This is a genomic window from Variovorax sp. OK605 (assembly GCF_900115445.1).
Lineage (GTDB): Bacteria > Pseudomonadota > Gammaproteobacteria > Burkholderiales > Burkholderiaceae_C > Variovorax.
Window position 1 is genome coordinate 17,613 of the sequence record NZ_FOWL01000014.1, and the last position, 24,751, is coordinate 42,363.

The following is a 24,751-nucleotide window of genomic DNA, read 5'->3' on the forward strand; positions in this document are numbered from 1 at the left end:
AGAACGAGACGGAGACAAACCCATGTACCTGACCCAAGGCCTTCACCGGGCCGTGCAGCAGCGCCCCGACGCCATTGCCGCGCGCTTTGCCGGCCGCGCCCGCAGCTTCCGCGACTTTGCCGACCGTGTCGCGCGCCTGGCCGGCGCGCTGCAGCGGCTGGGCATGCAGGCGGGCGACCGCGTGGCCATGCTGTCGCTCAACTCCGACCGCTACCTCGAATACCAGATGGCGGTGCCCTGGGGCGGGGGCGTGCTCAACCCCTGCAACATCCGCTGGTCGGCCGCCGAGATCCTCTACTCGCTGGACGACTCCGGCTCGGCGATCCTGCTGGTCGACGAGGCCTTTCGCGGCGTGGTCGAGCAGATGCGTGGCCAGTCGAAGAGCCTGCGCGAGGTGATCTACTGCGGTGACGGCCCCACGCCCGCCGGCATGCACGCCTACGAAGGCCTGATCGACGCCGCCTCGCCGGTGCCCGACGCGGTGCGCCGCGGCGAGGACCTGGCCGGCATCTTCTACACCGGGGGCACCACCGGCTTTCCCAAGGGCGTGATGCTGAGCCACGCCAACATCTGCAGCTCGGCCCTCGCGGCGCAGGCCGAGGGCCTGGCCCCTGTCGGCGGCTGCTACCTGCATGCGGCGCCCATGTTCCACCTGGCCGACATGGGCCTGGCCACGCCGCACTGGTTCACGGGCAACACGCACACCATCATCCCGATGTTCACGCCCGAAGGCGTGCTCGACGCCATCGAGCGCGACCGCGTCACCAGCCTGCTGCTGGTGCCCACCATGATCCAGATGCTGGTCGACCACCCCGCCATGCGCCAGCCGCGCGACCTGAGCAGCCTGAAGGGCATCACCTACGGCGCCTCGCCGATCTCCGAGGCGGTGCTCAACCGCGCGATGGAGGCCTTCCCCGGCGTCGAGTTCGCGCAGGCCTACGGCATGACCGAGCTGTCGCCCATCGCCACCTTGCTGCCCGCGTTCTTCCACACGGCCGAAGGCCGCCAGCGCGGCAAGCTGCGCTCGGCGGGCCGCGCCAGCGTGTGCATGGAAGTGCGCATCGTCGACGCCGACGGCAGCGAGGCGCCGCGCGGCACCGTGGGCGAGGTGGCCGTGCGCGGCCCCAACGTGATGCAGGGCTACTGGAACAAGCCCGAGCAGACGGCCGCCGCGCTGCGCGACGGCTGGATGCACACCGGCGACGGCGCCTACATGGACGACGACGGCTTCATCTTCGTGGTCGACCGCATGAAGGACATGATCATCAGCGGCGGCGAGAACGTCTACTCGGCCGAGGTCGAGAACGCCATCAACCAGCACCCCGCGGTGGCGGCCTGCGCGGTCATCGGCATTCCCAGCGACGAATGGGGCGAGGCCGTGCACGCGGTGCTGGTGCTCAAGCCGGGGCAGGAGGTGGCGCCCGACGCGCTGATTGCGCACTGCAAGACATTGATCGCCAACTACAAGTGCCCGCGCAGCGTGGTCGTGGTCGAGGCGCTGCCGCTCTCGGGCGCCGGCAAGGTGCTGAAGACCCGCCTGCGCGAACCCTTCTGGCAGGGCCGCCAGCGCAGCGTGGCCTGAGCCCTCTCAGCCTTCAACCAAGTTCGAGCAATTTCAAGCAGCAATTTCAAGCAACGATTTCAAGGAGCCTTTCATGAGTCAAGACGTCTACGTGGTCGGGGTCGGCATGATCCCCTTCACCAAGCCCGGCGCCAACCAGCCGTACCCGCAGATGGCCAGCCACGCCACCAATGCCGCGCTCAAAGACGCCGGCATCGGCTACGAGCTGGTGCAGCAGGCCTACGTGGGCTATGTGTACGGCGACTCCACCGCCGGCCAGCGCGCGCTGTACGAGGTGGGCATGACCGGCATCCCGGTCGTCAACGTCAACAACAACTGCTCCACCGGCTCCACCGCGCTGTTCCTCGCGCGCCAGGCCGTGGCCAGCGGCGCGGCCGACTGCGTGCTGGCGCTGGGCTTCGAGCACATGAGCCCCGGCGCGCTGGGTGCGGTGTTCAACGACCGCCCGAGCCCGTTCGACCTGTTCGAGAACATCACCGACGAGCTCGTCGGCAACGCGCAGGTGCCGCTGGCGCTGCGCTACTTCGGCGGCGCCGGGCTGGCGCACATGGAGCAGTACGGCACGCAGATGTCGACCTTCGCGAAGATCCGCGCCAAGGCCAGCCGCCATGCGTCGAACAACCCGGTGGCGCTGTTTCGCACCGTGGTCACCGAAGACGAGGTCATGGCCGCGCCCGTCATGTGGCCCGGCGTCATGACGCGGCTCATGGCCTGCCCGCCCACCTGCGGCGCGGCGGCGGCCATCGTGTGCTCGCCGCGCTTCGCGCAGCGCCACGGGCTGGACCGCGGCGTGCGCATCAAGGCGCAGGCCATGACCACCGACCGGCCCATCACCTTCGAGAGCCGCGACATGCGCGAGGTGGTCGGCTTCAGCATGGCGCAGGAAGCCGCGCAGAAGGTGTACGACGCGGCCGGCGTGGGCCCGCAGGACGTCGACGTGGTCGAGCTGCACGACTGCTTCGCGCACAACGAACTCATCAGCTACGAGGCGCTGGGCCTGTGCCCGGTGGGCGGCGCGGAGAAGTTCGTGGTCGACGGCGACAACACCTACGGCGGCAAGGTGGTCACCAACCCGTCGGGCGGCCTGCTGTCGAAGGGGCATCCGCTGGGCGCCACGGGCCTGGCCCAGTGCACCGAGCTGGTCCAGCAGTTGCGCGGCACCGCGGACAAGCGCCAGGTGGAAGGCGCGCGGCTCGCGCTGCAGCACAACCTCGGCCTGGGCGGCGCCTGCGTGGTGACGCTTTACGAACGCGTGTGACGCAACAGAGGGAGACGACATGATCGACAGGAAATGGATCGGCCACGAGCTGCCGTCTTCGGTGCTGCCCATCGAGCGCAGCCGGCTGCAGTTCTTTGCCAAGGCCATCGGCGAGACCGACCCCATCTACACCGATGCGGCGGCCGCGCGCGACGCCGGCTACCCCGACCTGCCCGCGCCGCCGACCTTTCTGTTCGCGGCCGAGCTCGACTCGGGCGCGTCCAACCGGTTGCTGGCCGACCTGCAGATTCCGCTGTCGAAGCTGCTGCACGGCGAGCAGGGCTTCAGCTACCACCGGCCGGCCTGCGTGGGCGACACCGTGACGGTGCGCTCCACCATCACCGACATCTACGACAAGAAGAACGGCGCGCTCGAGTTCGTCGTGAAGACCTCGCGTGCCACCAACCAGCGCGACGAGCTGGTGGCCGAGCTGCGCGCGGTCATCGTCTGCCGCCACTGAACGAAAGGCCTCGCGCAATGACCACCGTCACCTACGACGCCGTGCAAGTCGGCGACGAACTCCCCGCGCTGCAGCTGCCGCCCGTGAACCGCACCGCGCTCGCGCTGTTCGCGGGCGCCTCGGGCGACCACAACCCCATTCACATCGACACCGACTTCGCGCGCCAGTCCGGCATGCCCGACGTGTTCGCGCAAGGCATGCTGGGCATGGCCTGGCTCGGGCGGCTGCTCACGCAGTGGGCGCCGCAGTCGCAGTTGCGCCGCTTCGACGTGCGCTTCCAGGGCATCACGCACCTGGGCCATGCGGTGCGCTGTACCGGCCGCGTGGTCGAGAAGCTCGAGCACAACGGCGAGCGCTGCGTGCGCGTCGAGGTGCTCAGCGCCAACCAGTACGGCCAGGCGCGCATCGCGGGCGAAGCGCTCGTGGCGCTGCGCTGAACCTCACCCCCAAAAAAAGGACCACGGACATGACACCCAAGCTCGACGGCAAGGTCGCCCTCATCACCGGCTCGGGCCGCGGCATCGGCCGCGCCATTGCATTGAAGCTCGCGTCGGAAGGCGCGCGCATCGTCGTCAACGACCTCGATGCGGCGCCGGCCGAAGAAACCGTGCAGGCCATTCGCGACGCCGGCGGCCAGGCCGTGGCCTGCATCGGCAGCGTGGCGGCGCCCGACTTCGCGGAGCGTTTCGTCGGCACCGCGGTGAACGAATACAAGGGCCTGGACATCGTCGTCAACAACGCCGGCTACACCTGGGACAGCGTGCTGCAGAAGATGACCGACGAGCAGTGGTACGCCATGATCGACGTGCACCTGACCGCGCCGTTTCGCATCCTGCGCGCGGCGCAGCCGGTGATCCGTGCGCTGTCGAAAGCCGAGACCGAGGCGGGCCGGCGCGTGGTGCGCAAGGTGGTCAACATCTCGTCGGTGGCGGGGCTGTTCGGCAACGCGGGGCAGGCCAACTACTCGACCGCCAAGGCCGGCATCGTCGGCCTCACGCAAACGCTGGCCAAGGAGTGGGGCCGCATGAACGTCACGGTCAACTGCGTGGCCTTCGGCTTCATCCAGACGCGGCTCACGGCCAGCACCGCCGAGGCCAGCACGGCCAACATCGAGGGCCGCGAAATCAAGGTGGGCATCAACCCGGGGCTGCTGGCCATGATGGAGCAATCGATTCCGCTGGGCCGCGGCGGCACACCCGAGGAAGCGGCCGGCGCGGTGTACCTGCTGTGCGCGCCCGAGTCGGACTATGTGAGCGGTCAGACGCTGATGTGCACCGGCGGGCTCACGGGCATCTGATGAACATGCAAGAGAGCGAAGGCATTGCCTGGGGCGTGGCCGATGGCATCGGCCGCATCGTGCTGAAGCGGCCCGAGCGCGCCAACGCCATCGGGCGCAGCAGCGCCCGGGTGCTGGTGCGCGCCATCGACGAGGTGATCGCGCAGCAGCCTCGCGCCATTCTGCTGACCGGCGAGGGCCGCGTGTTCTGCGCGGGTGGCGACATCGGCGAGTTCGTGGCGGCGGGCGAGGCCTTGCCCGCACTGGTCGACGACATCCTGAACCGTTTGCACCCCGCGTTGCTGCGGCTGTCGGCCCAACCCGCGCCGCTGGTGGTGGCGGTGAACGGCGCGGTCGGTGGTGCGGGCGTGGGGCTGGCGCTGTGCGGCGACTTCGTGCTCGCGGCCGAATCGATGAAGCTGCGCACGGGGTACGCGGCCATCGGGCTGTCGCCGGATGCGGGGGCTTCGTACTTCCTGGCGCGCCGTGTCGGGCTGGTGCGTGCGCAGCAATTGCTGATGCTGAGCGATGCCATCGACAGCCAGCGATGCCTGGCGTGGGGCGCGGTGGATGCACTTCACCCGGATGCCGAACTGATGGCCGCTGCCGAAGCACTGGTGGCGCGCCTTGCCAACGGGGCGAGCGCGTCGTTCGCAGGCATCAAGGCGCTGTGCGCGGGCGCGCCGGGCCGGCCGTTCGAGGAACACCTGGCGATGGAGCAGAAGCTGCTGCGCGAACGCGCGGGCAGCGGGGATGCGAAAGAGGGCGTGGCGGCGTTCGTGGAGAAGCGCGCGCCGCGGTTCACGGGCGGCTGAGCGAAGGGTGGCCGACTTCTGGCTGCCCTGCAGACGGAAGCCTTCCGTGCAACGGCACATATCGGCTTCAGGACGTGACCGGCCATCATGGGCTGTGCGCGCGTGCGCGGCGCGGCACATCTTGATTCTTCCTCTCATCAGCGGCTTCGGCTGGGGCCGGGGCCAGGGCCAGGGCGTGGAACCGCGGGCGTCGGCCTGGGTGGAGGCGGGGGCGGCGTCGGCGGTTTGGCACCAGGCACGGGCGCGGCCGAAACCCTTGGGACGGAAGCACGCACGGGCTTGGGTGAAAGCGACGGCGGTGGCCCGGAACGTTTGGCAGCCCGCGCCTCGAACGCACGTCCCTGATCCGAAAGCCTGGCAAGGCGCACCTGCATGTCGGGCGACTGCAGCAATGCCGTCTGCGCGTGCGCCAATGCCTCCTTCGACGGCGTGTCGCGCAGCATGCTGCGTCCGTTCCCGTCGGACTTGCGACCGGACATCTTCATGAACATCTCGCGGGTCCACCCAGAAGAATGGCCCTTGCCGGAGGCATTCAGGCCCGGGGGGGCCGTCTTGTTGAATTCGCGTGTCGGCGCTGGGCCTCTTTCGTTGGTGGCGCCGTGCGACCGGTTGACAGCAGACTGCACCATCGCGAGCAGGGCGAACCGATTGCCCATGCGGCCGCCTTCGATGCGAGCGGATGCGACGTGGTCCAAGTCATGGCCCTTGAAGCGGCCGGCGGGGTCGAGGCTTCGGCGCAATCCGTCGGTGCGGTAGTTGTCGATGCGCGTTCCGCCCTGGTCCTGCACGCGCGCGTAGACGAAGCGCCGCCCATCGATGTTCAGGATGAATGCGTTGTCGAGCGAGCGCCGGCCCATGCGTTCGACGACACCGCCGGAGGCCTTTTGCAGGGCCTCTCGGCTGTCGGCGCCGACCTTGAGCCTCTTGAGAAGTTCGGGGTCGAGCGCCGACTCCATCACGCTCACGCGCGGCGGCTGAGAGGGCTTGGCGCCGGGTTTTTCGGGAGGCATGGGTCGCAACCTGCAGTTCAAAAACGCGGCGCCAGTGGCACGACGGTGATGCGCGCGGCCTCGGCAGGGTCCAGCAGCCACAGATTGACGAAGCCCCGCTCGCCTTCGAGCATCGTCAAGTCGATCTCGGCGGCCTGTACCCACTCGGTGCTTGGCTGCGTCACCACCAGTTGCCGTCCTTCGTTCTGCCTGGGCAGCAGTTCCGGACTGAAGCGCACCTCGAACGCCGGCAGCGGCTCGGCATGGTCCAGCGTGATCCGCAGGACAGGGCCGCGCGCGGATGCGCGGGCGCCACCGAACCAGCCGCGCGACGTGCGCGCCGGCTCGGTGCCGACCTTGAAGTTCAGGGTATTCTTGGTGCGAAGATGGATCTCCCCCTCGCACTCGTCGCTCGAGAAGCGGCCATCGCGCGAGCGTGCGGTCACGGCGACGGCCACCAGCCCTGGTGATGGAGCCTCCAGGATGCAAGCACCTTGCGGCTCTTCGGCGTTGCGTTTGACCTCGCGCGTGCCAAGATCGATGCCACCGGCGGAGAGCCTGAGCGTCGCGAGCGAGCAGTCGACCGGCCAGGTCCAACGGGCCTCGACGCCGCGCTCGGTCTGCCTGAGCTGGAGCGAATCGACGGCAGGCAGGTGGCGCAGCCGGAGGGCCTTGGCGCAGCGCACGAGTTCGCCGCGCCGGCGAATGACCACGACCATGTACTCGCCGAAAAGAGGCAAGGGCTGCCCGTTCACGGCGGCGCCTGCAAGCACGCGCTGAAGCGGCTCGGGCAGGTCTTCGCCGTGCAGGATGGCGTCGGGCGGCGGCATGAGCGCCGAGGCGGCGTCGAAGACATGGAGTTCGTCCGTCTCGTCGGCCAGCGGCGCGGGGCGCCAGGCAATCCGCGATCCACCCGGGCTGTGCACATGGGTGACCGCGGTCGGCGCCGGCGCAGGCATGGTGTCGCGAACGAGCGGTTCCGCACCGACGATGCGGCCCTCGATGGCATAGCGTGCCACGAAGGCATAGCGCATCGGACGGCCTTCGACGACCTCGCTGTCGGTCCATTCACCGCGCGCGATGCCGTTGGGCGGACGTGCCAGGGCCGACACCAGGTCGTCGGCAAGGCCGAGCTTGTAGATTGCGGTGTCCTGAGCGCGTTCTGGCGGTGACCAGTCGAACCGGAGCCCTCTTTCCTGCTGGGCGGTACGCACGCCGGACACGGGCGGCAGCAGCAGCACCGGGCCGGCGCGTGCCGGCTGCGCGCAGTGAGCCAATGCCCTGACCGAGAACACCGCGTAGTGCACCGGCGTCGCGACGGGGCAGCCCGCATCCACGAATGCATGCGCGGTGGTCTCGCCGACGATCTCGCCGTCGGCGAGGTCGAACGGCGCGTGGCCTGCGGCGCGCACCACCTTGAAGTCGTGGCCCCGCCATGCAGGCGTCATCGCCTGCGAGTGCCAGGACAGCTGAACCTGCCATCCTCCGAGCCGCACGGCCAGTCGCGTCGGCCCCGGCGGAGGAATCAAGGCCATCGCGCGCAGGGCGGGCACGTGATCGGCGACCTGCGCAAGCGCTTGCCCCAGGAGCTCGATGGCCGCATCGTGGTCGCCCCGCGCGATCTCGGCATGCACGCGCGCAGTGAGTGCTTCGGCACGCTCGATGGCCCCCACAATGACGGCGGCTCGGCGCCGTTGCTCCTCTGCATCCATGGCGCGCGAAAGTTGCGCAAGCACGCCGCGCGCCGCGTGCATCTTGAGCTCGACGACCAGGCGGTCGAGCTGCGCCAGGCGTTCGGCAAGCTGCCGGCGCGCCGCATCGATGGAAGTGGCCAGCGCGAGCACGTCTTTTGCCCGGGGCGTCGCGGTGCGCGCGGTGTCGAGATGGGCCTGCGCGTCGGTTATCTCCAGGGCTTCGAGGTGGGCTCGGCCCATGGCGAGCGACGCGCGCGCCGCCGCACATGACGCATCGTCGGTTCCGCACGACGGGCACCGGCGGGCCACGGCCGAATAGATAGAGCCGCAGTTGAGGCATTGCTCGAACAGATTTTGCTGGCAGCTCGTGCATTGTTTCGCATCGCCGCGATTCAGCGCCGCGCAGCACGCGCACACCTGGAACCGCTCCGAAAGCTCCGTCACGGCCAACGGCTGCGCGATCTTCCACACCTTGCAAAGCGCCCGGAAGTGCCTGCGAACGGTCTCTTCGTCCAGGCCCGTGTGCTTGCGTGCCAGCGCACACAGGCGATCGAACTGTCCGACGTCGATGCGTTGCAGCTTCCTGAAGGTGGCGGCAAGAAAAAGCTCGAGATGCGCCGCCTTGCCGAAAGGCTGAAGTTCGTCGAAGAGGCGCTTGGCAGCCGACACCTGGCCCGGGGACGCATCGTCTTTCTGAACCAGCGGCGCCATTGCGTCGTAGAGCGCATTTGCCACATTCTTGCTGTCCATCTTGCCCGGGTTGCGCTTGAGCCTGTCGAGGGCCGCATTCAGCGCCAGCACGGGGGTCATGCTGTTCACCGCCACGCCGCTTTGCGCGCTGATGAGTTCATACACCGTCTCGTGGCCCAGTCGGTCGAGGATCGTCGCCAGCGTCTGGCGTATCTGCATCACGCGCTTGTAGGTGGCTTCGTCGAATTCCGATGCCTCGTCCTTGGCGACGGTGACCTTGCGCATCGACACGATACGGTCGACCAGTTGGCGATCGCCCACGAGCTTCACGATGGAAAGGCGTGTTTCCTCATCCAGCGCGACGTCGCCCAGAAGATCGAAGTACTCGGTTGCGGCGACGGCTTGCTGCGCTGCCGTCGAGGCAAGCTCCTTCTTGCGCAAGAGGGCATGTTCCCTCCACAACACCGGTGGTGTTTCGCCAAGAGATGCAGTCATGCGCCGGACCAGCGTCAAACCCAGCTTGGCGTCGAACTGCATAGCGGGGTCGCAGCTGTTGTCGGCTGCCGACCTCTTCCATTCCTGCTGCCGCTGTTCGATCTTCTTCCCGATCAGGGCGGCATGGGTCACCGCATCGAGCGCCGAGTCCAGCCCCAGCAATGCGTAGTAGTTGACCGAGAACTCGGTGTCGGCCATTGCCTAGGCTCCGAAGGTCATTCGATGCCCATGAGGCTGCTGCCCGCCAGCCGGTTCATCTCGCCCTGCGCCGCACGCAGCTCGTCTGGCGTGCGAAGGCCCTTGCTCGTGAACTCGCCCTGGATCTCGTTGCCGTGTGTCAGGTCCTTGCCCCGGACGCGCACGCGGCCGGTGGCGTCGAAATCGATCGACATCTCTACCGGCGCATTGGCCGGCAGCGTGCCGTTCAGGCGCAGCTCAACCTCGCCGATGACTTCGTCCGGATCGAAGGGCACGGCTTCGTCGTCGACACCAAGGTCGCGCTCGTTCTCCACGCAAACGATGCGCACCGACGCCTGTTTGTCGTGCACCGTTCCGAACACCTTGTTGCCTGATGCGGGCATCGGCTGCTGCACCTTGACCAGGTTGGTCGTGAACATCTCGTCCTTGCGTCCGGATATGAGGTGCTTGACGCCGAAGCTGCGTGGGGACACATCGACGAAGGTCGGCGCGATGATGTCCGAGATAGCGTCCGCCGCGCGGCCGAACTGCACGGCGGTCTCTGCCAGGATACGGCTTTGCTCGGCCGCTGGAAGGTCTTCAAGGGTTGTTGCCGAGTAGCCGTTGCGGTCGGCCGTGAGCTCTACCATTTCCTTCAGGTAGGCTTTGATCTGCATCTGGTACGCATAGTTGGCCGCGCCGAGCGACACCGCGAGGTGCGGCTCGGTCTGGCGCATGGGCATATCGGCACCGAACTTTCGCAGCAGCCGCTCCCTCACCTGCGGCATCAGCGTGGAACCGCCCACCAGCAGGACGGTGTCGATGGACAGTCCGGACCGCTTGTTGCGCGCGACTTCCAGAGCCTGGTCGACCAGCAGTTCGCATCGCGACAGCAGATGCTCGGTGATCGAGTCGAAGGTCCTGCGGTCCATGGGCAGGGTGTAGTTCTGCCCATCGTGGCCGAGCATGGCCTTGGTCGCGCCTGCGCTGGTCAGTGACTTCTTGACCTTTTCCGCCTCGAGCATCAGGCTTTCGCGCAGTTGCCCGTCCTTCCACAGGCTGGCGAGGTCGACGTTCTGCTTCTCGGCGATCTGCTCGGCCCAGTAGCGCGCCAGCGCGGTGTCCCACAGGAACCCGCCGAGGTCGTGGTCGCCCTTGGTGGCGAGCGACTCCTTGCTCCTGGCAGAGAACGCCATGACCGTGACGTCGAAAGTTCCACCGCCCAGGTCGAAGACGAGCACGGTCTTGCCGGTATCGGTCTCGTCGAGACCATAGTGCAACGCGGCCGCCATGGGTTCAGGCAACACGCCGTGTACCACGAGTCCAGCGATCTTGCCGGCTTCGATGGTCCGCTCGCGTTCGTATGTGCCGAAGTAGGCCGGCACCGTGATGACGACATCGCTCACCGTCTCGCCGATACTTTTGGAGGCTTCGCTCGCCAGGTGCCGCAAGATGCGTGCGGAGATGAAGGCGGGGTCGTACTTCTTCCCGTCGACCTCGAAATGCCAGTCTTGGTCGTGCATGTGCCGCTTGACAACCTTGGCGACGCGGTCGGGCGCTATCTTCGCGATTTCCTTGGCGTAGCTGCCCACGATGGTGGCGCTTTCTTCCGGATTCGACGCGTCGGCGTCGGGATCGAAATAGACCACCGACGGTGTAAGGAGCTCGCCGCTGGCGTGGTCCTTGATGGTGGTCGGCACGCCGTATTCGTTGATGCAGCTGACGCAGCTGTACGTGGTTCCGAGGTCGATGCCGAAGATCTTCCGGGTGACGGGCGTGTTCATGATGCGGACTCTCCTGAAGTAGGGGGCTCGGGCTTTCGGTACCGGTACACGTCGACTCTTTCGAGCAGCAACGGCTTTCCCTCCAGATGGAACGCCGGCATGACCACGCGCGCGATACATTGGTGAAGTTCGGGGTCGTCCACGCCGACGGCGCGTTCGATGACCTGCCGGCGCGGATCGAAGCGCAACGGCGCATCGAGTTCGCTGGGTGGCTGCGCGAACAGGCCCGAGCCTTCCATGCCGAGCAGCAGGCGCTGTCGGTAAAGATCGAGCAGGGCCGTCGTGTCCACCGGATCGCCTCGGGCGGCACGTGCGAGCTGCAGTTCGATGTCCATCACGATGCGCGTGTTCTCCTCGAAGATGGGCCGCAGGATCGCACCGACGAAGCCACCGCGGGCGTTCTGCAATTCACGGCTGATGTCCGCGATGATTTCGTCCTTGCGCTGCATGAGCGCGGCATCGGATTCGGTGCGCGCGGCCAACCGGGCCATGCTCTCGCGAAGCCGGGTCATCTCGCTCGCCAGCGCGCCGAGTTCCGGCGCGGGCGCAGGCGCCTCGCGCGGTTCCGCGGACGGGGCTTCGGTTTCTGGCTCATGCATGCGTGACACTCTCCTTGGAAACATGGGCGTCGAGGCGCAGGTCGGGCATCGTGCGGGCCCAGAGCGCCGGCATCAGGTCGTCGATGCCGCCGCTCGCCGGCTGGCTTTCATCGGGGACGAGCGCGAGCGAGGTGCGGTAGTCGATCGTGCGGAAATTGGCGTCCAGCACGCTGACCACGTCCTCGGCGCCGTGGGTCTGCAGCCATTGCCTGATTGCTGCGCCGTCGGGTCCGATCTCGCGCCGCAGGTCGAGCAGGTCGGTCTTCGTCACGATCACCATCAGCGGCACGTCGAAGCGGCCTTCGCTGCGCTTGGCTTGGCCGTCGTCGAGCAGGTTGATCATGCTGGAAGCGATCTCCCAGGCGGGCATCGCGCTGGGCGAGGCGTCGCTGATCGACTGCCATTGCGGGGTGTCCTTCAGACCGGCCGTGTACGTCGTGATGCCGAACGGGTCGAGCGTGAACAGAATGACGTCGGCCATCGAGAAGTAGCTGTGGCGTTCCTTGAGTGCGCGGTTGCGGAACATCTCGCCCGAGGTGTCGAAGAAGTACAGCGAGCGCAGCCGCTGTCTCGGCGCCTCGACCAGGAAGGTCAGTGCGCGGTGCCGCACCGTGCCCGTCTTGGGCGGGGCGCGGCCGCGTTCGAGCGACTCGATCCATGCCGTCATCTGCGCGCGTTGCGCAGGTTCCTCTAGGTCCACGTGGATCCCGGCATCGGCCGGCGTGCGGCGCAGCCACCGCGCGATGCCCACGAGCAAGGTGGTCTTGCCGCTGTCGGGCCCGCCGACCACGGCGACGTGGACGTTGCTCGCCTCCACCAGCGAGCGTCCGATCGGATGCTCGCAGTGCGTGCAGTAGGCGCGTTCGTTCAGTCCGCGCCCTGTCAGCACGTGTGCCGCAATGCGGCCGTCGCACCCGCCGCAGCGATGGAACAGCGCCCCCGCGCGGTTCACGCGAAGATGCTTGTGGCGCATCGGCACGCCGCTGCAATGCGGGCAGTCGTAATGCAGGTGGAACAGCTTGCGGTCGCACATGGGGCAGTAGGCGAACAGCCCCCGCGCCGCGAGCCAACCGTTGTCTAGCAGGTAGAGCAGCGCCAGCACCGCGGTCAGCATGCCCGCCGTGCCGCCCAGCACAACACCGATCACCGACGAAACGACCAGGGAGGCGAGCAACCCGAAGGTGGCGACGAACACGAGTGTGAAGGTCCTGAACGTCCGGCGTAGCGGACCGACCGCAGCGGCCAACGCCGCGCGCTGCCCGGCAATGCCCTCGAAGGCCCGCCGGTTGCATTCGGCGAAGAACGCACGCAGGTCCCACCAGGCCGGCCCCAGCAGGTACGCATGGTGGGCTTCGCCATGAATCAGCACGGGCGCGGCGTTTCGCCGTCGGCCTGCCACATCGATGGCGGCTTGCGACGCATAGCGAACGGCCAGACCCAGCGAGAGCATGCCCGCGCAGGCCGCCAGCACGGACAGCGTGACCACGAGCGCCGGCAGTACCACGAAGACGACGATGGCGGCGCCAAGGAAGAAGGCCAGCAGTTGAGGCATTCAGCGTCCCTTTCCGCGGCGGTCGCCGGGGCGGCCCAGCACGCCTTGGACAAAACGCCCGATGGTCGCAGGCAGCCGGCGCAGGCTGGTGGCGCGGCGTGCACGCAAAGCCTGTCGAAGCTGCGGATCGATGCCGCGCACCGACATGAGCCGCTCGAACTCCGGCTCGTCGAACCGCGGCGCCAAGTGAAGCGCCAGCGCTTCGACGATGGCCAGCCAGGCGCGAACGGCGGCAGCGTTACCGCGAGGCCCGCCCAGCGCCTGTTCGATGTAGGCGGCCGCGCCGTCCCGCGCCATGTCGCTCGACAGGCTGCGCCTCACCGTCTCGGAAAGCTCGGCGGCGACGTCCGGCTTCCAGAGCTTGCAGTACAGCTGCCGTGCCGCGGCCGCGTCCATCAGGCCGACTTGCGCGGCTTGCCACGCCGCTTCCACCACTGCCTGATACGCCGGTGCGCTCGCCCTCTTGCCCAAGGCATCGAATCGGGCGTCGTCCTCGATCAGGCGCAGCGCGTTGCGCGGGTCGCGTGCGGCGTCGAGAAGCATGCAGTTGGCGAGGGTGTTGTCCGCTGACTGCCGTTGCTGCGGCATGCGCTCGTGAAGCCGCACCAGCCGAGTGGCCAACTCGCCGCGACGGGCCTTGTCGCTGTCCTTGGCGATCTGCGCATCCAGCCGCTCCAGCAGTGCCGCCAGGGGCAGTTTTTCGTCTGCTGCGAGTGCGGGCAGTGCGTCGACGCACCAAGTCAGCTGCGTAGCGTGCGTCGAATAGATGTCAACGAGGCACGCCACGAGACGCGGGGAGCTCTGACTCTCGAAGTCGGGCACCTCGCGCCGCAGGCCAGTCCGAACAGCGTCGAACCAGGCGCCGCCCGCGACTTCCGCCTGGCCGAGCCACAGTGCCGATGCGATCGGCCGATGCCGAGGCGTCCGGGCCAGGCGCGCGAGAAACCCTACCCATCCGGCAGTGCCAGTGGTGGCCGAAAAAGATGCATGCAGAAAGGCCTGCAATGCCTGGACGAATGCACCGGCATCCTTGCCCGAGTCCAGGTGCGGAGCAGCGGCAGCGACCGCTGCAAGCGAGGCATTTTCCGCGGCGAGGCCGCCGAATGAGGCCTCGCGCAACGCCGCCGCCAACGGTCGGGGATCCGGGGGCGAGGCGAAGCAGGTCTGCAGCATCTGCGCATCAGCCGCGCAGCGGGAAACGGCCTCGCTCCAGCCGTCTTGGCCGGACCAATCGGAGAGTGCCTTGGCTTCGTTGAACGCGCTCACGATGCCCGCGAGGTTGGTCATCTTCTCGGATGGACAGGCTTGGTCGAACAGGCGGCGGGCCTGTGCGACCAGGACTTCGTCGGCGGGTGCCGACCGCAGCGTTGCCAGCGTTTCACGAACCAGCGACGCATCGGTCCCTTCTGGCGAGTCGCAGGTCTTCAGTATCGACAGTGCGCGCTTCAGGGGCCCGGGCTCGAACGCAGGCCCCGCCATGGCCTCGACCAGTCGCCAGAAACGAGCGGGATCACGCGCCGCCTCGCTGGCCGCCCAAGTGGCATCGGCGGGCGCCGGCGTCTCGCCCGGCTGGAAATAGCCGCCAGGGCTCATGGACAGCTGGGTGCGGCCGGCCGTCGCCACCACGTCGTAGCCGCTGGCGCCGTCGAACTCGTAGCTCGACCAGGACAGCCTCAGCAGTGCCGCCAGCGGCAGCAGCGGCTGCACGCGCGCGTAACGCGCCAGGGCAAGTTCATGGCCCATGTCTGCCAGCAGCACGGGAGGTCCGCCGCACAGCCGAAGGATCACGCCTGCGAGCAATGGAAGGTCGTGTGCGTACGCAGGGTCGCCTGACTGCGGCACCATGAACGGCAAGCCGTCGAGTTCGAGTGCACAGGCAGCCGCATGCTCGCTGCCGCTGAGCCCCGTGCGCCACGGAACTTCGAGCGCCAGTGCCGCCAGGGAAGGGGGCGCAGCGGTCGCGTCGAGCAACAGCGCATGAACCCAGAAGTTGCCCCACTTGCCGCGCTGCCCGTCGGCCCGGTAGACGCGGCCGGCATACCGGCTCGAGACCAGAACGGCCTTGTGGCCCGCATCGGGATACAAAAGGCGTGTGCTTACCGGAAATTGCTGCGCAATTGTCGCGTCGTCGGGGTCTGCGGGCATGTCGAGCGGCGCGGCGTAGCCGACATGGCGTTCGATCTGCTCCAGGTCGTCGACCGAAGCACCGCGCGCCGGAAGGCCGACGAACTGGAAGCCCTCGCTGCCGGCGTTGCCGAACGACGCGGCCGTGTAGAGAAACTGGTCGGCGACGGCTCGCTGGGTCATGGGCTGCCCCGGCGCTGCACGACACCATGGCGGGATAGCAACCAGATGAACGGCTCCGCGACACGCAGCGGCGCGATCTCCGACATCGGCGAGGTTCCCTCGGCCGCCTGGCCCAGAGCGGAGAACGCGAAGTAGCCGACGTGCTCGCGGCCGAACATGTTCTCGGCAATGTTGCACAGCGTGCCTCCTCCTCGGGAGCGCAGCAGCCGTTCGACCTCGTTGCTGACCAGCTGGAAGTCGATGTCGTCGTAGCCGCCGGCGTGTGTCGGCTCCTGCCAGAAGCGCTCGGGGAGTTCTCCCGTGTCGCGCAGCAGGTCCGCCTTGGAGACCGCAATGGCGACGTAGGGCATCGAACGGGGCCGGCCGCCGTGCTGCGCCTCGAGCTGGCGGATCGCGACTTCGAGCGCGCGGTTGGCATCGCTCAGGTGGTCGCCGAAGCGGCCCGACGCCATGAGCTTCTCGGCGTCCACCAGCAGCACCAACCCGGCGCTGTTGAACACGAACTGATGAAACTTCTCCACGTGGCTGTCGTTGATCACGCCCTCGCCGGGAGGGTCGAAGAGCGACAGCGTCACCATCGGCCGTGCGCTGTCCGCGGCGAACTGCAGGCCGAAAACCAGCGGCGCAATAACCGCGCTTCGCTTTGTGACGATGGCCGTGCCGCCCACCAGTCGCCGGTGTTCGAATACCGGCCTGAAATAGCTGTCCGTGTAGCGCGGGCCGGTTTCGGCATCGAGCGGCCGCACCGCGAACCCGAAGCGGGCGCCCTTGGCGCGGCGCAACTCGTCGATGAGCACCGCGATGTAGTTCGACTTGCCGGCGTTGGCACCGCCAATCAGTGTCATACGCAGGTCCGAGCCGTAGCCGATGAGCGGATACAGCTGCTTGTGGCAGGCCGGGCAGAGCTTTTCGGTGGTGCGCTCTTCGCTCAGAGGACATATCGCGCGGGTGCGCGGCTTGCCGAAGAGAGGCAAGCCTTCGAGTCCAGGGACGGTGAACGAATGATTGAAGAGCCGGTTGTCTTCCCAGGCCGAGGTCATCACCGGATCGGCCCGGCGCGACAGCGTATCTCCGCGCGCGAACTTGAGCGGGCTGCCGTCGATGATGGCCTCGCCGGCATTGCGGGCCGTGCAGTTGTCGGCCTGGCAGCGAAAAACGGCACTGCGCAGCGAGAAGGTCTCGAAGCAGTGCGGGCAGGTCGCGCTGGCGGGGCGGGCCATGGTTTCGACCTCAGGGGTCGCGGCCTTGCCGCCCGGACGGTCGCGACGCGCGGCCTTCGCCGGGCGAAGATGCAGGCGGGTCGATGCGCCACAGCTTGAACAGCAGCGCGGGACCTTGTGCAGGCAAAGGAAAGAAGAAGATGAGAAGAAGACCAGCCATGTAGCCGATAAGCCGGTTGTCAAAAAGATAAAGCCAACCGAAATAGCCCATCAGAAGAGCTATGCAAACAGTCACTGCGCCGAGTGCGTGTCGAAAGCGTGCCCGATCCCAGTAGATGCACTTTCTCCGGGTTTCGTAGTAGTAGTTCTCTCCCCTGTACCAGCCCCAAAGCGAACTTGCAAGACGCCAGCCAGCCAGCGGGAAAAAGCCCCACGCAGCGCCTTTCAAGAGCTCTTGAATCAGAAGTTCTTCAGAGGTCACTAACGGACTCCCCCGGGTATGCAACATCGGCCGATGGCAGTGTTGTCTCTGGTGGTGTTTAAGTATTAAATCGATGATCGTTGAAGCGGAGATTGAGAACAATAGGCCGAGATGTAAATCATCGCGCTGTGGTTAGGTACCCTCCCCGTGCAAAGTTGCCCTGCAGGCAAGAACCAAAGGACACTGAACATGACAGACGTGTTGACCCGAGGCTTGGAAGGCGGCGACACCCGCTTGGCTACGGCGCGCTGGTTGCGTGGCGAGGAGCTCACCCAGATGGCGCGCGACAAGGACTCGGAGTTCTACTTCTCGACCGGGCGGCAGCGTGGCCGTCCGTCGGATCTGGGAACCATCTACCTCGGGCAGACGGAGGAAGCCGGCGGCAAGCCGCTCGGCTGGTGCGACGACCGGCACTTGGTGACGGTGGCGGGCAGCCGTGCCGGCAAGGGGCGCTCGGCCATCGTTCCCAACCTGTTGCTGTATCCGGGCTCGGTCATCTGCATCGACCCGAAGGGCGAGAACGCGCGCGCCACCGCGCAGCATCGCGCGAAGGTGCTCAAGCAGGACGTGTTCATCCTCGACCCGTTCGGTTCCGTGGGACCGGACCACCAGCAGCACCTGGCGTACTTCGATCCGCTGGCCGTGCTCGACCCGGGCGATCCGGAGCTGCACGAGAAGATCGCGTTGATCGCGGACGCCATCGTGGTCGTCGCGCCCGACGCCAAGGAGCCTCATTTCGACGATACCGCCCGCGCGTTGATCGGTGCCCTGATCGGCCACGTGCTGACCGAGCCCGCACTGAACCGCCCGCGCACGCTCATCACGGTGCGGGAGTTGCTGATGGAAGGCGACTCGGATGCCGCGCAACGCTTCAGCGAGGAACTTCTCGCGAACGACGAAGGAACGCTGTACGGGGCGCACGACGGCCTTTTCATTGCCATGCAGCGCAATACCGCGCTCAACGGAATGATCTCGGGCCAGGCCCAGTTGGTGCTTTTCATGGGCACCGAGGAGCGCGGCAGCGTGCTGAGCACGACCGACAGGCACACCAAGTTCCTGGAAGGCAGGAAGATGCCGATGGTGCTGGCGAAGTCGCTCACGCGCGCGCGCCTGGACCTGTCACGGCTCAAGCGCGACAAGCGCCCGATCACGGTCTACCTGTGCCTCAAGCCCAGGTACATGGCCACCCATGCGCGCTGGCTGCGCCTGATGATCAGCGCCATCATCGCGGCTGTCGACGAGGTCTCGGAGGCGCCCGCCTCGGGCTACAGGATCCTTGCCATCCTCGACGAGTTTCCGGTACTGGGGTACTTGCGCTCCATCGAGACGGCGGTCGGGTACATCGCCGGCTATGGCCTGCAGATATGGACCGTGCTGCAGGACTTGAGTCAGCTCAGGCGTGACTACCCCGCGAGTTGGGAGACCTTTCTGGGCAACGCCGGCATGAAGCAATTTTTCGGCAACACCGACCACACGACGCTGGAATACATCGCCAAGTCTCTTGGGGAAACCGAGTTGGAAGTTGTAACTCGTAATATTTCACAGGGTACCCAGGCGCAACGAGAACATCGAAAAGGGGAAACGAAGACCGAGCGCATGTTCGTGGATGCGGACTCCTTCCGTTCGGTGCAGCACAGCCATCAACTCCAGAAAGTCGCGTTGCTGACTCCGGGAGAAATTGCCATTGTGTTTCGCCGCAGTTCCGGCCGGCAGCTGTTGTTGTCGGCCGAGACGCCGCCGATCGTCGGCTTCAGGTGCAACTACGATGAGTTGCAGGCGCGGCGCGGCATCGAGAGCTTGCTGTCGATCGCCTGAGCGGGCAGTTCAGCGCGATCGTCCCTTGGAAGATGTGGTGGACATCGGCTTGGGCGCGCTTGCGGCATTGAAGGTCGGCTGGATGGACTTTGGCGCCGGTGCTTGCGCCTTCACCGGCGTTGCGGACTTGGCGACGGCCGCGTTGTGCCTGGCCCGCTGCTCTGCAAAGGTTTGCGTCGCGGCGGCTTTCCTGTAGGGGCCTGGCATCGGCATGCCGGTTCTTTCCGGGGAGGGCGACATGACCTTGGGGCCGATGGCCGGTGCGACGGAAACCTGCGGCGAAGCCGTCGCGCTACGGGTCGCCTTGTTGAAGTCGGTGCTGCGTGTGCCCGAGGCCCACTTGTCCGTGCCCTTGGTCGTCATGCGATGCCTCGTGAGCGAATGGAGTGAAGGTCATCGTATCGCCAGACCCTGCCCCGTGGGTGGATCATTCCGTCGCTTTACGCGCTCAGTCTCGCGGCGGTGCACCAACTGGGGCGCGACATGGCGCATTTTTTTCGCGGGTCCGAATCTGCGTAATGCCTGCGCTCCGTTCGCTCGAGGTTGCATCGTATGACCACTGTCACTGTGCCGCGTTGATCGAGCGCGCCGCCAATTCAACACGAAACCGGCTCGGCCGCGGTGGCCTGCGGGCTGCGGAAAATCTGGGTCCGTTGGTATTTCAGACGCACTGACTCGGCCTCACCCGCCCAGCAACCGCGCGCTGCCCAGCATCTCGTGCGTGTCGTGCGCCATCACCGCGAGGAACGCGAGCAGGCCGATGTAGTACACGCTGTACGTCAGCCGCGTCTCGCTCGACACCGCGTAGTACTGCTGGTTGGCCGGGTCCTTGGGGTCGTACTTCCATGCGCGCACGACCTGCGGCGCGGCCAGCACGGCCACCAGGATCAGCATCGGGCTCGGCCGCCAGAAGAACAACGCCACCAGCACCGGCACGCCCAGCAGCCACACGCGCGGCGTGAGCACCGCGGTGATGCGCCCGCCGTCGAAGGGAGACAGCGGGATCAGGTTGAACAGGTTGATGAAGAAGCCCGCGTACGCGAGCGCCAGCAGCAGGCGGCTGTCGGTTTCGCGCGCCGCGAAGTAGCAGGCCAGCGCGGCCAGGCTGCCGAGCAGCGGGCCGCCCAGGCCGACCCAGGCTTCGGTCTCCACGTCGTGCGACTGCTGCTTGAGGTCGATCCATGCGCCCACGAACGGAATGAAGGTGGGCAGCCCCACGTCGAGGCCGCGCTGCCTCGCGGCCAGGAAGTGCCCCATCTCGTGGATGAAGATCAGCGCCACGAAGCCCACCGCGTAGCGCCAGCCGAACACGAAGGCATAGGCCACCACGGACACCAGCATCGTGCCGCCCGACAGCAGCAGCTTGCCGAGCTTGCCGGCGCTCAGCAGCAACAGCAGCAGCTTCACCATGGCGCCTGCTTGCGTGAGGCCATGCGGCTGTGTCTCAGGCCGTGGGCGGCTTGGGCGGTTCGTTGAAGGCGGGGGTGTCGTTCGCGGGCGGTGCCACTGCGGCAGGCATGGCCACCACCGCCGGTTCCTTCTTCTTGAAGAGCTTGGAGACGCCCCACAGCGCCCCGCCCACCGCCACGATGGCCAGCTTCGCGAACTTGGCCACGAAGGCCAGGATGATCGCGAACAGCCCCAGCTTCTTCACCGCCACACCGGCCACCAGCGCGGCCAGGCCGTAGGCGGCGACCTTGTCGGTGGACGAGTTGAAGTCGGCGTACTTCTTGCCGTCGTCGTACTGCAGCGCGCCGAGCAGCTTGGCGGCGTCGGGCTTGTACTTGTCGAGGTCCTTCGCGTTGGTGATGAGGTTCAGGCTCAGGTAGCCGTCGCGGCCCAATGCGTAGGTGTTGTAGTTGACGCCCTGGTTGTCGTCCGTGCCGCCCTTGCGTTTGGACAAGGCCGACCACACGAGGCGGTGCGCGCCGGCTTCGTACTCGGGCTTCTGCGCCCAGCCCGTCACCTCGATGGACGGAATGCCGCGCTTGGCGCGTTCTTCGTTCGCGGCCTCGGTGCCTTCCTTCAGGCTCTTGAGCAGGTCGTCGGCGTTCCAGTCCTTGGCGTCGTCGTCCTTGATGTAGCCCTCTTTCACGAACTTCACCACCGCCATCCAGTCGGCGTCGTCGGCGGGGAAGACCGCGCCGAGGAAGGTGTCGTCGGTGCGGTTGCCCATGGCGCGCATCAGCTGCGCGGCGGCGGGCATGGGCACCCACACGTAGCCTTCGGGCAGCTTCAGGTGGGCCTGGTCGCGCAGCGTGATGTCGGCGGGACCGGCCTTCTGCGCGGCCTTGGCGGCCTTGAAGGCCGCCTCCTGCTCGGCTTCCACCGAGTCGGCGGACGGGCCGGGTGCGGCCGTGGTCGAAGGGGTGGTCGGCGATGCGGCGTGAGCGGTGTGGGCCACGAAAGCGGCGCACGCGAGCAGCAGGCCGGCCGTCAGGCGGGCGGTTTGAATACGCAAGTTCTCTCTCCTCGGTTGTTATCGGTTTGGCGAGTCAAGAGAGTGTAAATACCTAGGTGTCGCTCCACTTGCGCAGGAGGTTGTGGTACGTGCCCACGAGCGTGCGGCGCGCCGTTTCGTCGGCGCCGCTCTGGTTCAGCCGCTGGATCGCGTTGTCCATGTCGAACAGCAGCGCGCGGTCGCCCGCGTCGCGCACGAGGCTCTGCACCCAGAAGAAGCATGCGACCCGTACACCGCGCGTGATGGGCGTCACCTGGTGCAGGCTGGTGGCGGGGTACAGCACCATGTCGCCGGCCGCGAGCTTCACGGTCTGCATGCCGTGCGTGTCTTCCATCTGCAGCTCGCCGCCGTCGTAGCTGTCGGCGTCCGACAGGAACAGCGTGGCCGACAGGTCGGTGCGCAGCTTGCGGCCGCTGCGCGGGTCGATGCGCACGCCGCCGTCCACGTGCAGGCCGAAGCGCATGCCTTCGCTGTAGCGGTTGAACATCGGCGGGTACAGCAGGTTGGGCAGCGCCGCGCTGATGAAGGTCGGGTGGCGCTCCAGCGCGCTCGCCACGATGGCCTGGCACTCGTGCGCCACCGCCGAGCCTTCGTCGATCTGCTGGTTGAACTTGACCGGCGCGCCCTGGTGGCCGGCGGTGACGCGGCCGTCGACCCACGCGTCGCCCGCGGCCTCGAGGCGCGCGCGCACCGCGGCGAGCGCTTCGGCGTTGAGCACGCCGGGAATGCAGACCAGCATGTCGAAGCCTCCTCTCGAACTCAGAGCCGGTAGGTGAACGACAGCGTGGCCGCCCGGCCCGAGCCCGGCACCGCACGGCCGCCGTCCGATGGAATCAGCGCGTCGTAGTAATGGCGGTTGGCCAGGTTGAACAGGTTCAGGCGGATGTCGTACTTGGGCTGATGGTAGGCCACCATCGCGTCCAGCCGCGCGTAGCCGCCGACCTGCACGAGGTCGGTGTTGTTCGCGAAGCGCTTCGCGCTGTAGGTGGTGCCGCCGCCGATCTCCCACTCGGGCGTGATGGCGTAGGTGGCCCACAGGCTGGCCGCGTCCTTGGGCGTGTTGGCGGGCACCTTGCCGAGCGTGCCGGGCGCGATGCCGTCCACGATGGTCGCGTCCAGGTGCGTGTAGGCGCCGAACAGCTGCAGCTTGTCGGTCACGCGGCCCGCCACGCCGGCGCGCGCGCCGTTCACGCGCACCGTGCCGGTGGCGCTGTAGGTGCCGTCGCTGTTCTGCGAGCGCGCGTTGGTCTGCGTGATCTGGAACGCGGCGGCCGTCAGCGAGAGGTTGCCGTCGTTCATGTCCCACTTGCCGCCGACCTCGTAGGCCTTGTTCTTCTGCGGCGGCAGCGGCTGCGTGGCGCCCGTGGTGGCCACCAGCTGCTCGAGAGACGGGTTGAACGACGTGCTGTACGACACGTAGTACGACTGCTCGGGCGTCGGCTGCCAGATGGCGCCGGCGCGCACGCTGGTGAAGTCGATGGTCTGGCTTTCGGCGGCGAGCGTGGTCGCGCTCGAAATGCTGTTGGCGATGCTCGCGCGGTAGTGGTCCTGCCGCACGCCGCCCACCAGCTTCCACTGCGGGCTCAGCTCGATGGTGTCGTTCACGTAGCCCGCCACCGTCGTGGCGCTGGCGGTGGCCAGGTTGCCCGGCAGTGCGGGTGCGGTGCTCGGCGTGTTGCCCTGGTAGGGCGCGAGCAGCGGCGAGCAGGTGGCGTAGCCGCTGGTGCTGCCCGCCGGGTTCAGCGCCACGCCCGCGCAGGTGCCGTTGCGGTAGTAGGCCTGGTTGTCGTAGGTGTCGTGGCCCAGCTCCAGGCCCGCGAGCAGCGTGTGCTTGATGGCGCCGGTCGTGAACTTCGTGTTGAGCTCGGTCAGGTTGAACAGCGACTTGTCGTGGATCGTGCGGTCATGGCTTTGCTGGCGCACCCACAGGCTGCTCAGCGGCAGCGAAGAGAAGGCCGCGGCGGGCACGGCGGTGGTGCCGGTGGAGAAGGGCGTGAACACGCCCTTGGCCGACAGCGTGCCAATGGCTTGCGGCGCGGTCTCGCGCGCATCGGTGGTCACGTCGTTGTACTGCGTCTGGTTGCGGATCGACGTGTCGGGCGTGAGCTTGTGCTGCACCACCGCACTGAAGGCCTGGATGTCGGAAATCGTGCGGTCGTCGCTGAAGCCGAAGGCCGTGTTGCGGTCGACCTTGGCCGGGTGGCCGTTGAGCGGCGGCACGCCGTAGTCGGGCTGGTCGCGGTTGTGCTGCACCAGCGCCGACAGCGTGACCTGCGTGGGCGTGTTGATGCCGAACTTCAGCGAGGCGTCGAGGCCGAAGTCCTTCAGCCTGGTCTGCTCGCGCGTGCTCGCGTCGCCCTGCTGGCCCATGGCCGCGATGCGAAAGGCCGAGGTGTCCGACAGCGGCCGGTTGATGTCGATGGTCGAACGCACCAGCCCCGTGGTGCTGGCCGACACCGAGATTTCGCCCGCGGGCGTGAGCGACGGCTTCTTGGTGACCTGGTTGATCACGCCGCCCGTGGAGCCGCGGCCGAACAGCATCGACGACGGGCCCATCAGCACCTCGACCGATTCGAGCGCGAAGGTGTCGCGGTAGTACTGCGCGCGGTCGCGTGCGCCGTCCAGGTAGATGTCTGTGCGCGCCGAGAAGCCGTTGAGGTTGATGTTGGTGCCGATCTGCCCGCCCTCGGCGCCGCCGATGGTCAGGCCCGGCACGTTGCGCAGCGCGCTCGCCAGCGAGGTGGCGCCTTGCGACTGCATCACGGCCTGGTTGATCACGGTGATCGACTGCGGCGCGTCGCGCAGGTCGGCGGGAAGGCGGTTGAGCGACGAAGGGTTGGCGCCGAAGCTGCTCCTGTCCTGCGCGCCCTGCACCTGCACTTCGCGCAGCGTGCCGGGAACGGAGGTGCCGGCCGCGGCGCTGGGGGCACTCGTTGCCGTGGCAGGCGCGTCGGCCTGCTGGGCGAAGGCGGTGGGCAACGAAGCGCAGAGGCCGAGCAGGGCAAGGGCCACGGGGGTGTGGCGCGAGAAGCGGGAAGCGGGGAGGGAAGGGGAGGAACGGGTCATTGCGGCGGCTTTCCGAAAGGTGCGCGGGGAGTGCCCCGGCGTTGCGGTGCAAACCAAAGCAGCACCGGCGGAAATTCTCACCGCGAATGA

At 67.4% G+C, this 24,751-nt stretch carries 20 protein-coding genes; 7 read left to right on the forward strand and 13 right to left on the reverse strand.

Annotated features, from left to right (window positions below; all coding sequences use genetic code 11):
• Positions 1-22 precede the first annotated feature (22 nt).
• The 6 genes from BM013_RS29525 to BM013_RS29550 all read left to right on the forward strand — a co-directional run bounded on the left by BM013_RS29525 (position 23) and on the right by BM013_RS29550 (position 5,391).
• A complete protein-coding gene (locus BM013_RS29525; RefSeq protein ID WP_093131729.1) occupies positions 23-1,582 on the forward strand; it encodes a long-chain-fatty-acid--CoA ligase in 1,560 nt (519 codons plus the stop codon).
• Between the two features lie 73 nt (positions 1,583-1,655).
• Positions 1,656-2,840, forward strand: coding sequence for a lipid-transfer protein (locus BM013_RS29530; protein WP_093131732.1), 1,185 nt, complete (start codon positions 1,656-1,658; stop codon positions 2,838-2,840).
• A 19-nt stretch (positions 2,841-2,859) separates the two neighbouring features.
• Positions 2,860-3,300 carry a MaoC family dehydratase N-terminal domain-containing protein gene (locus BM013_RS29535; RefSeq protein WP_093131734.1) on the forward strand — a complete coding sequence of 147 codons (441 nt, stop codon included), beginning with the start codon at positions 2,860-2,862 and terminating at the stop codon, positions 3,298-3,300.
• Positions 3,301-3,317: 17 nt separating this feature from the next.
• Positions 3,318-3,737, forward strand: coding sequence for a MaoC family dehydratase (locus BM013_RS29540; RefSeq protein WP_093131736.1), 420 nt, complete (start codon positions 3,318-3,320; stop codon positions 3,735-3,737).
• Positions 3,738-3,766: 29 nt separating this feature from the next.
• Complete coding sequence (locus tag BM013_RS29545) at positions 3,767-4,597, forward strand: SDR family NAD(P)-dependent oxidoreductase (RefSeq protein ID WP_093131738.1); 831 nt, start codon at positions 3,767-3,769, stop codon at positions 4,595-4,597.
• Positions 4,597-5,391 (forward strand): enoyl-CoA hydratase-related protein, encoded by a 795-nt coding sequence (locus BM013_RS29550; protein ID WP_256221770.1) that lies wholly within the window; start codon positions 4,597-4,599, stop codon positions 5,389-5,391. Before BM013_RS29545 ends, BM013_RS29550 begins: the two co-directional genes overlap by 1 nt.
• Positions 5,392-5,528: 137 nt before the next feature.
• Here BM013_RS29550 and BM013_RS29555 read toward each other — a convergent pair whose 3' ends face one another.
• Genes BM013_RS29555 through BM013_RS40830 form a run of 8 tightly spaced genes read right to left on the reverse strand, consistent with a single transcriptional unit; the run spans position 5,529 to position 17,319 of the window.
• The gene (locus tag BM013_RS29555) at positions 5,529-6,401 is read right to left on the reverse strand and encodes a hypothetical protein (protein WP_093131740.1); all 873 of its coding nucleotides are present in this window, start codon (positions 6,399-6,401) and stop codon (positions 5,529-5,531) included.
• A 17-nt stretch (positions 6,402-6,418) separates the two neighbouring features.
• Positions 6,419-9,457, reverse strand: coding sequence for a hypothetical protein (locus BM013_RS29560; protein ID WP_093131741.1), 3,039 nt, complete (start codon positions 9,455-9,457; stop codon positions 6,419-6,421).
• Positions 9,458-9,474: 17 nt separating this feature from the next.
• The gene (locus tag BM013_RS29565) at positions 9,475-11,220 is read right to left on the reverse strand and encodes an Hsp70 family protein (protein WP_177225612.1); all 1,746 of its coding nucleotides are present in this window, start codon (positions 11,218-11,220) and stop codon (positions 9,475-9,477) included.
• Positions 11,217-11,828, reverse strand: a complete 612-nt coding sequence (locus BM013_RS41400; RefSeq protein WP_177225613.1) for a hypothetical protein — start codon at positions 11,826-11,828, stop codon at positions 11,217-11,219. Before BM013_RS41400 ends, BM013_RS29565 begins: the two co-directional genes overlap by 4 nt.
• Positions 11,812-13,371, reverse strand: a complete 1,560-nt coding sequence (locus tag BM013_RS29575) for a TRAFAC clade GTPase domain-containing protein (protein ID WP_093131747.1) — start codon at positions 13,369-13,371, stop codon at positions 11,812-11,814. Before BM013_RS29575 ends, BM013_RS41400 begins: the two co-directional genes overlap by 17 nt.
• Complete coding sequence (locus BM013_RS29580; RefSeq protein ID WP_093131749.1) at positions 13,372-15,678, reverse strand: GAP1-N2 domain-containing protein; 2,307 nt, start codon at positions 15,676-15,678, stop codon at positions 13,372-13,374. It lies immediately after the preceding gene.
• Complete coding sequence (locus tag BM013_RS29585; protein ID WP_093131751.1) at positions 15,675-16,898, reverse strand: TRAFAC clade GTPase domain-containing protein; 1,224 nt, start codon at positions 16,896-16,898, stop codon at positions 15,675-15,677. Before BM013_RS29585 ends, BM013_RS29580 begins: the two co-directional genes overlap by 4 nt.
• A 10-nt stretch (positions 16,899-16,908) precedes the next feature.
• Positions 16,909-17,319 carry a hypothetical protein gene (locus tag BM013_RS40830; RefSeq protein WP_143098404.1) on the reverse strand — a complete coding sequence of 137 codons (411 nt, stop codon included), beginning with the start codon at positions 17,317-17,319 and terminating at the stop codon, positions 16,909-16,911.
• 189 nt (positions 17,320-17,508) lie between these two features.
• On the opposite strand from BM013_RS40830, the gene BM013_RS29590 reads away from it, so the two are divergent.
• Entirely contained in the window at positions 17,509-19,134 is a 1,626-nt protein-coding gene (locus BM013_RS29590; protein WP_093131753.1) for a type IV secretory system conjugative DNA transfer family protein, read from the forward strand.
• 9 nt (positions 19,135-19,143) lie between these two features.
• On the opposite strand, the gene BM013_RS40835 is transcribed toward BM013_RS29590, so the two are convergent.
• The 5 genes from BM013_RS40835 to BM013_RS29610 form a co-directional block, all read right to left on the reverse strand.
• Positions 19,144-19,497, reverse strand: coding sequence for a hypothetical protein (locus BM013_RS40835; RefSeq protein WP_143098405.1), 354 nt, complete (start codon positions 19,495-19,497; stop codon positions 19,144-19,146).
• Positions 19,498-19,815: 318 nt separating this feature from the next.
• Positions 19,816-20,544: a site-2 protease family protein gene (locus tag BM013_RS29595; RefSeq protein ID WP_093131755.1), complete on the reverse strand. Its 729-nt coding sequence runs from the start codon at positions 20,542-20,544 to the stop codon at positions 19,816-19,818.
• A 34-nt stretch (positions 20,545-20,578) separates the two neighbouring features.
• Positions 20,579-21,595, reverse strand: a complete 1,017-nt coding sequence (locus BM013_RS29600; RefSeq protein WP_093131757.1) for a DUF2167 domain-containing protein — start codon at positions 21,593-21,595, stop codon at positions 20,579-20,581.
• 52 nt (positions 21,596-21,647) lie between these two features.
• Positions 21,648-22,334, reverse strand: a complete 687-nt coding sequence (locus BM013_RS29605) for a Fe2+-dependent dioxygenase (protein ID WP_093131759.1) — start codon at positions 22,332-22,334, stop codon at positions 21,648-21,650.
• A gap of 20 nt (positions 22,335-22,354) precedes the next feature.
• Positions 22,355-24,661 (reverse strand): TonB-dependent receptor, encoded by a 2,307-nt coding sequence (locus BM013_RS29610; RefSeq protein WP_093131761.1) that lies wholly within the window; start codon positions 24,659-24,661, stop codon positions 22,355-22,357.
• Positions 24,662-24,751 lie beyond the last annotated feature (90 nt).

Excerpts from the sequence above, each read along its gene's own strand:
- BM013_RS29525 (WP_093131729.1), top strand. The coding sequence starts at position 23 with ATGTACCTGACCCAAGGCCTTCACCGGGCCGTGCAGCAGCGCCCCGAC.
- BM013_RS29530 (WP_093131732.1), top strand. The coding sequence starts at position 1,656 with ATGAGTCAAGACGTCTACGTGGTCGGGGTCGGCATGATCCCCTTCACC.
- BM013_RS29535 (WP_093131734.1), top strand. The coding sequence starts at position 2,860 with ATGATCGACAGGAAATGGATCGGCCACGAGCTGCCGTCTTCGGTGCTG.
- BM013_RS29540 (WP_093131736.1), top strand. The coding sequence starts at position 3,318 with ATGACCACCGTCACCTACGACGCCGTGCAAGTCGGCGACGAACTCCCC.
- BM013_RS29545 (WP_093131738.1), top strand. The coding sequence starts at position 3,767 with ATGACACCCAAGCTCGACGGCAAGGTCGCCCTCATCACCGGCTCGGGC.
- BM013_RS29550 (WP_256221770.1), top strand. The coding sequence starts at position 4,597 with ATGAACATGCAAGAGAGCGAAGGCATTGCCTGGGGCGTGGCCGATGGC.
- BM013_RS29555 (WP_093131740.1), bottom strand. The coding sequence starts at position 6,401 with ATGCCTCCCGAAAAACCCGGCGCCAAGCCCTCTCAGCCGCCGCGCGTG.
- BM013_RS29560 (WP_093131741.1), bottom strand. The coding sequence starts at position 9,457 with ATGGCCGACACCGAGTTCTCGGTCAACTACTACGCATTGCTGGGGCTG.
- BM013_RS29565 (WP_177225612.1), bottom strand. The coding sequence starts at position 11,220 with ATGAACACGCCCGTCACCCGGAAGATCTTCGGCATCGACCTCGGAACC.
- BM013_RS29575 (WP_093131747.1), bottom strand. The coding sequence starts at position 13,371 with ATGCCTCAACTGCTGGCCTTCTTCCTTGGCGCCGCCATCGTCGTCTTC.
- BM013_RS29580 (WP_093131749.1), bottom strand. The coding sequence starts at position 15,678 with ATGACCCAGCGAGCCGTCGCCGACCAGTTTCTCTACACGGCCGCGTCG.
- BM013_RS29585 (WP_093131751.1), bottom strand. The coding sequence starts at position 16,898 with ATGGCCCGCCCCGCCAGCGCGACCTGCCCGCACTGCTTCGAGACCTTC.
- BM013_RS29590 (WP_093131753.1), top strand. The coding sequence starts at position 17,509 with ATGACAGACGTGTTGACCCGAGGCTTGGAAGGCGGCGACACCCGCTTG.
- BM013_RS40835 (WP_143098405.1), bottom strand. The coding sequence starts at position 19,497 with ATGACGACCAAGGGCACGGACAAGTGGGCCTCGGGCACACGCAGCACC.
- BM013_RS29595 (WP_093131755.1), bottom strand. The coding sequence starts at position 20,544 with ATGGTGAAGCTGCTGCTGTTGCTGCTGAGCGCCGGCAAGCTCGGCAAG.
- BM013_RS29605 (WP_093131759.1), bottom strand. The coding sequence starts at position 22,334 with ATGCTGGTCTGCATTCCCGGCGTGCTCAACGCCGAAGCGCTCGCCGCG.
- BM013_RS29610 (WP_093131761.1), bottom strand. The coding sequence starts at position 24,661 with ATGACCCGTTCCTCCCCTTCCCTCCCCGCTTCCCGCTTCTCGCGCCAC.